The 6,353-nt window shown below is 31.9% G+C and carries 5 protein-coding genes; 4 read left to right on the forward strand and 1 reads right to left on the reverse strand.

Annotated features, from left to right (window positions below; all coding sequences use genetic code 11):
* Nucleotides 1-41 precede the first annotated feature (41 nt).
* Complete coding sequence (locus BUA92_RS21570) at nucleotides 42-782, reverse strand: signal peptidase II (protein WP_073022706.1); 741 nt, start codon at nucleotides 780-782, stop codon at nucleotides 42-44.
* Between the two features lie 156 nt (nucleotides 783-938).
* Here BUA92_RS21570 and BUA92_RS21575 point away from each other — a divergent pair, with 156 nt between their 5' ends.
* From BUA92_RS21575 to BUA92_RS21590, 4 genes are all read left to right on the forward strand, one after another.
* On the forward strand, nucleotides 939-1,751 hold the full coding sequence (locus tag BUA92_RS21575) for a pyruvate, water dikinase regulatory protein (RefSeq protein WP_073022707.1): 813 nt from the start codon (nucleotides 939-941) through the stop codon (nucleotides 1,749-1,751).
* A gap of 190 nt (nucleotides 1,752-1,941) precedes the next feature.
* On the forward strand, nucleotides 1,942-2,448 hold the full coding sequence (locus tag BUA92_RS21580; RefSeq protein ID WP_073022708.1) for an NADH-quinone oxidoreductase subunit NuoE family protein: 507 nt from the start codon (nucleotides 1,942-1,944) through the stop codon (nucleotides 2,446-2,448).
* Nucleotides 2,449-2,509: 61 nt separating this feature from the next.
* Nucleotides 2,510-4,309, forward strand: coding sequence for an NADH-ubiquinone oxidoreductase-F iron-sulfur binding region domain-containing protein (locus tag BUA92_RS21585; RefSeq protein WP_420022626.1), 1,800 nt, complete (start codon nucleotides 2,510-2,512; stop codon nucleotides 4,307-4,309).
* Nucleotides 4,310-4,320: 11 nt separating this feature from the next.
* A complete protein-coding gene (locus tag BUA92_RS21590) occupies nucleotides 4,321-6,051 on the forward strand; it encodes an NADH-dependent [FeFe] hydrogenase, group A6 (protein ID WP_073022710.1) in 1,731 nt (576 codons plus the stop codon).
* The last annotated feature ends 302 nt before the right edge of the window (nucleotides 6,052-6,353 follow it).

Consider the following 6,353-nt stretch of genomic DNA (forward strand, 5'->3'; position numbering starts at 1 on the left):
ATGTCGTATATATGAAATTATTTCCTAATTATCTTAAATTATTACTTAACTAATCTCAAATCTTTTAATATAAAAACAAAAAAATCCTTTACTCCCTCAATATCTTCTTTCATAGTACTATCCTCTTCGCTGGTCAAATATCCATTTATGTACATACCTAAAAATAAAAATAATATTGATAGATTTATATATATATCTTTAAAATCAGCTATAAATAAATTACTTATACCTATAAAATCTAAACTTCCTCCATAGAATACCTTATCTATTAAGGAACATAGGCATCCTGCTATTAAGAAGACAAAACACATATCGCCCCAGAAATCTTTATTTCCTTTGAAATTATAATATCTATAAATCTCGATGAAAAAAAGTAGGGCTAAAATGTTCAGTACAATTAATAAATTAAAGCTTACACCAGCACCAAAACGTGCATTTAGCCAAGAACCTTCAGTATTAATTATAGGTGAAAAGTATAAAAAGTCTTTTATAATAGTAAATTCTTTATGGAAAAAATATAGTTTAATGATAAGTTTGAGACCTTGATCAATTAAAAATATTATTCCGAATATTAGCCAAAGGACTTTAGCTGAAAAGCCATTTTTGTGATTTATACCTATTTTATATATTATATAACCTGTTAAAGCGAATAATATAGTTATAAGAAGATTCATAATAATACTATAGGAATCGGTTAATCTTCCAGTTACTAATTCGAATAAAAAATAGGCAAGCCACATTACAGGCAATACACCTATTGCTACAAGTTTTTCTTTTTTCATAAAAAATCCTCCCATTTATATCTTATGATATTATATCATAAATCCATAAATGGATATATTAAAACAGTTAAAGGATTTTAGGTAGAAATTTTCAGAAAATTGAGATATTATAGGATTATATAGGAATAATATAGGGTATAAAAGGAGTGCTTAAATATGTTAACAATGTATGCAATATCGGATTCTATAGGTGAAACTGCAGCACAAGTAGCAAATGCAGCAGCAAGTCAGTTTAAAGAAAAAGTTGAAGTTAAAAGAATACCATATGTAAAGACATTAGAGGATGTAGATGATGTTATAAAAACTATAGATGCTTGTTGCGATCAATGTATGGTCATATCTACAGTTATAACAGTAAATGTAAGAGAATTTTTGACTCAAAAATGTGTAGAGAAAAACATTAATATAATAAATGTATTAGGTCCTATAATAAATGTAGCGTCCAATATAATTAATACTTTACCAGACTACAATCCAGGAGCTATGTGGAAAACTGATGAGGTATATTTTAAGAGAATTGAAGCTATGGAATTTGCGATGCAATATGATGATAGTAAGGATTATAGAGGGCTAAAAAATGCAGATGTTGTTTTACTAGGTTTATCAAGAACCTCAAAAACTCCTTTATGTATGTACTTAGCAAACAAGGGTATAAAAGCTATAAACATACCACTAGTTCCAGAGGTAGGTGTACCTGATGAACTTTATCAAGTAGATAAGAAAAAGGTTTTTGGATTAACTATAAATCCACTTCAGCTTATTGAAATAAGAAAAAGAAGATTAGATAAATTCCATCGAATATCCTCTAGTATAGAATATGCAGGGGACGCAAGAGTTTTAGAGGAATTTGAATTTGCCGATAAAATAATGCGAAAAGTTGGTTGCAAAACTATAGATGTCACACAAAGAGCTATAGAGGATACAGCATTAATAATAATGGATTATATAGGACATAACAGAAATAAATAAAATATTTTTATAGTCAAGAGTCGTCATATAAGGCTCTTGGCTTTTTTTATACGAGAAAAACAGAAAATATTGTCTATTCTAAATATTGATAATATTCTAACAATTTATATTGTATACATATGGAAGAGGGTGTAAAATTAAGATATCATTGTTAAATTATTAGCATTAAATAATGAAAGGAAGAAACAATATGTGTGATTGTAAGACAAGTTCTAAATTCAAAGATCTGGACAGATTTATTGAAACACAAAATAACGATGAAGCTGCCCTAATACCTGTACTTCATAAAGCCCAAGAATTATATGGTTATGTCAGTGAAGAAACTCAAGTATTTATTGCAAAAAGGTTAGGTATTCCGCCATCACAAGTTTATGGAGTTGTTACATTTTACTCTTACTTCTCAACAAAACCTAAAGGAAAATTTGTTGTAAGCGTATGTACAGGAACAGCATGTTTTGTTAGAGGTGCGGGAGATATACTTCAAGAGTTTAAATCCCAGCTGTCTATTAAAGAAGGCGAAACTACCGAAGATGGTCTTTTTACATTAGATACCTTAAGATGTGTTGGTGCATGTGGAATAGCTCCTGTAGTATCTATTAACAATAAGGTATATGGACACTTTTCTAAATCAGAAGTAATAAACATTCTAAAGAGTTGTGAGGAGTTTGATAAAGATGGAGATCATAAACAATTATAGTGAATTGATTGATTTAAAAAATAAATACGCACATAAATTAAACTTAAGAAAATCAAGAGGAATGAGAACTGAATTAGTAAAAGAAAGAAACATAATGGTTTGCGGAGGGACAGGCTGTAAATCATCTGGCTCAGATGAAATAATAAATGCACTTAATGAAAATATAGAGAAACTTGGTCTTAAAGATAGTGTTAAAGTAATAGCTACAGGATGTTTTGGATTCTGTGCTAGAGGCCCAATTATGCATATACAACCGGACAATATATTTTATACTCAGGTAACAGAAAAAGATGTTCAGGAAATAGTTTTTAGTCACCTATTAGAAGGGAATATAGTTCAAAGATTATTGTATGAAGATCCAGAAACAAAAATAAAGTTATTGTCTCAAGAAGAAATGCCATTTTATAAAAAACAAAATAGAATAGCACTAAGAAACTGCGGGATAATAGACCCTGAAAACATTGAAGAAGTCATAGCTAGCGGAGGATATCAAGCACTAGGAAAAGCTGTATCAGAAATGACTCAAGATGAAGTTATTAATGAGGTTAAAATATCAGGGCTTAGAGGTAGAGGAGGCGGAGGTTTCCCTACAGGCAGGAAGTGGGAAGCAACAAAAAGAGCTAATAATGATACAAAATACGTAATTTGTAATGCTGATGAAGGTGATCCAGGAGCATTTATGGATAGAGCTATATTAGAAGGTGATCCACACAGTGTAATAGAAGCTATGGCTATATGTGGATATTCTATAGGATCAAGCAAGGGATTTGTATATATAAGGGCTGAATATCCCTTAGCTGTTCATAGATTAAAGATTGCTATTTCACAAGCAAAAAACGCAGGCTTATTAGGAGAAAATATATTAGGAAGTAACTTTAACTTTGATATTGAAATAAAATATGGAGCTGGAGCCTTTGTATGTGGAGAGGCTACTGCTTTAATACATTCTATAGAAGGAATGAGAGGGGAACCTACAATGAAACCCCCTAGAACTTCAGAAAAAGGATTGTGGTTAAAACCGACTTGTGTAAATAATGTTGAGACATTTTCAAACATAGCTCCTATTATAAATAACGGAGGCTCATGGTATGCATCTATAGGAACCCCTAAATCTACAGGAACTAAAGTTTTCGCTTTAGCTGGAAAGATTAATAATGTAGGACTTGTTGAAGTTCCTATGGGGATAACATTAAGAGAGATAATATATGAAATAGGTGGAGGGATAAAAGATGGAAAAGCTCTAAAAGCAGTACAGAGCGGTGGTCCATCTGGTGGATGTATACCTGCATCTTTAATTGACACGCCTATTGAATATGAAACTTTATTAGAAATAGGTTCAATGATGGGTTCTGGTGGAATGATTGTAATGGATGAAGATAACTGCATGGTAGACATTGCAAAATTTTATATGGAATTTATAGTTGATGAGTCCTGCGGTAAGTGTACTCCTTGTAGAGTAGGTAATAAAAGATTACTAGAAATACTAAATAGAATAACCGATGGTAAAGGTAGTAGAGATGATCTAAGTGCGTTAAGAGATTTATCAGAAATCATTCAAGATACATCCTTATGTGGACTTGGACAATCAGCTCCAAACCCAGTTTTAAGTACTATGAATTATTTCACCAATGAATATATGGATCATATAGTTAATAAAAAATGTGCATCTAAGGTTTGTAAAAACTTGCTTACTTATACAATAGAAGATAATTGTATTGGCTGTACTAAGTGCGCTAGAAATTGTCCTGTACACTGCATTAAGGGTAAGGTTAAAGAAAAACATGAAATAGATGTAGATAAGTGCATAAAATGTGGAACTTGCTTTAATGAATGTCCAGTTAAAGCAGTAATAATGGTATAGGGGGAAGTATTATGGATAAAGTAAAAATTATTCTTAATGATAAAAGCATAGAAGTAGAAAAAGGCACAATGCTTCTAGATGCTGCTAAAGAATTAGATATAACAATACCTACATTATGCCATATGGTTATGCAAGATGGTGAAATAAAAAATTGTAAAGGTACCTGTAGAGTATGTATGGTTGAACTGGAAAATAGAAAAAAATTAGTCCCAGCATGTTGCACTGAGGTTTCAGATGGTATGGTAGTTAGAACCAATTCTCCAAGAGCATTAAATGCTAGAAAAATGATGATTGAGTTACTATTATCAGATCACCCAACTGATTGCCTTGAATGTGTTAAAAATGCTAACTGTGAGCTTCAAAAATTAGCAGCAGATATGGGTATAAGAAAGATAAGATATAAAGGTGAGATATCTATGCATAAACTAGATTTAACCTCACCTGCAATAGTTAGAGATATGTCTAAATGTATATTATGCAGAAGGTGCGTTACAGCCTGTAACGATGTTCAAAGAGTTAATCTTCTTACAACAATAGGGAGAGGATTTGACTCCGTAGTATCAACCTTCTTTGATGAACCCTTAACTGAGTCTAACTGCACTTTTTGTGGACAATGTATAGCTGCATGTCCAGTAGGTGCATTAACAGAAGTTCAAACTTATCCAAAGGTTTGGGAGATGTTAGATAATAAAGAGAAGTATGTAGTAGTGCAGACCGCTCCAGCGGTAAGAGTAGCCCTTGGAGAAGAGTTTAATTTAGAACCAGGAACTATAACCACATCTAAGATGGTTGGGGCATTAAAAGCTTTAGGCTTTGATAAGGTGTTTGATACCAACTTTGCAGCAGATTTAACTATAATGGAAGAGGCAAATGAGTTTATTCATAGATTAGAGAAAAATGAAAACTTACCACTAATAACAAGCTGCTGTCCAGCTTGGGTAAAGTTTGCAGAAATAAAATTTAAAGAAAATATGAATTTAATATCAACATGTAAATCTCCACATCAAATGCTAGGAGCAGTAACTAAAACTTATTTAGCAGAGATGCTTAATATAAATCCAGAAGATATAGTTGTTGTATCTGTAATGCCTTGTGTTGCTAAAAAGAATGAGGCAGATAGAGAAGAAATGATGATAGATAACATGAAAGATGTAGATTTAGTTATTACAACTAGAGAATTAGCTACAATGATAAAAGAAGCTGGATTAGATATAAGAAATATAAAAGATGGTGAGTTTGATAATCCACTAGGAGTAAGCTCAGGAGCAGGTGTTATCTTTGGAAGCAGCGGAGGCGTTATGGAGGCTGCCCTTAGAAGTGCATATGAATGGATTACCAAAGAAACTTTAGAAAATGTGAATTTTAACGAAGTAAGGGGAATTCAAGGAGTTAAAGAAGCTACAGTTAACATAGCTGGAAAAGAGATTAATATAGCAGTAGTAAACTCCCTTAAAAATGCTGAAAAAGTAATGAAGGATATAAATGCTGGAAACTCAAAATATCAATTTATAGAAGTTATGGCCTGCCCAGGAGGATGTATAGGTGGAGGAGGACAACCTTATATAAAAGGAGACAGAAACATTCTTAAGAAGAGGATGGAAGCCATATATAAGGATGATTTAAATCACGAACGCAGAAAATCCCATGAAAATGAAGCAATATTAAAACTATACGAGGACTACCTAGGAGAAAAAGGTGGTAGTAAAGCCAAGAAAATACTACACGTACACTATACTAAATAAACAATAAAGAGCTGTAGCTTTGTGCTGCGGCTCTTTATTCTTTTCAAGCCTCATTAAAGCCATCGATTGATAATTATATTTATTAAGAAGTTAAGCACTTTATTGCTGTGGAAGCATTACTCAGCTTCGTTAAAGTCATTTTACTTAAACGTTGGTGCTAGTATAAAATTGTGGACACAAAATAATTAAAAATATTAAACTATAATTTTTAAGTTAGGAGTGTGTTCACATGAGAGAAACATCAAAAAGATATACCGATGATTTTAAAAAAATGATTGTTGAAGTTTATGAAACTGGAAAAC

Origin of the sequence: Clostridium intestinale DSM 6191 (assembly GCF_900130055.1) — a bacterium.
GTDB lineage: Bacteria > Bacillota > Clostridia > Clostridiales > Clostridiaceae > Clostridium_T > Clostridium_T intestinale.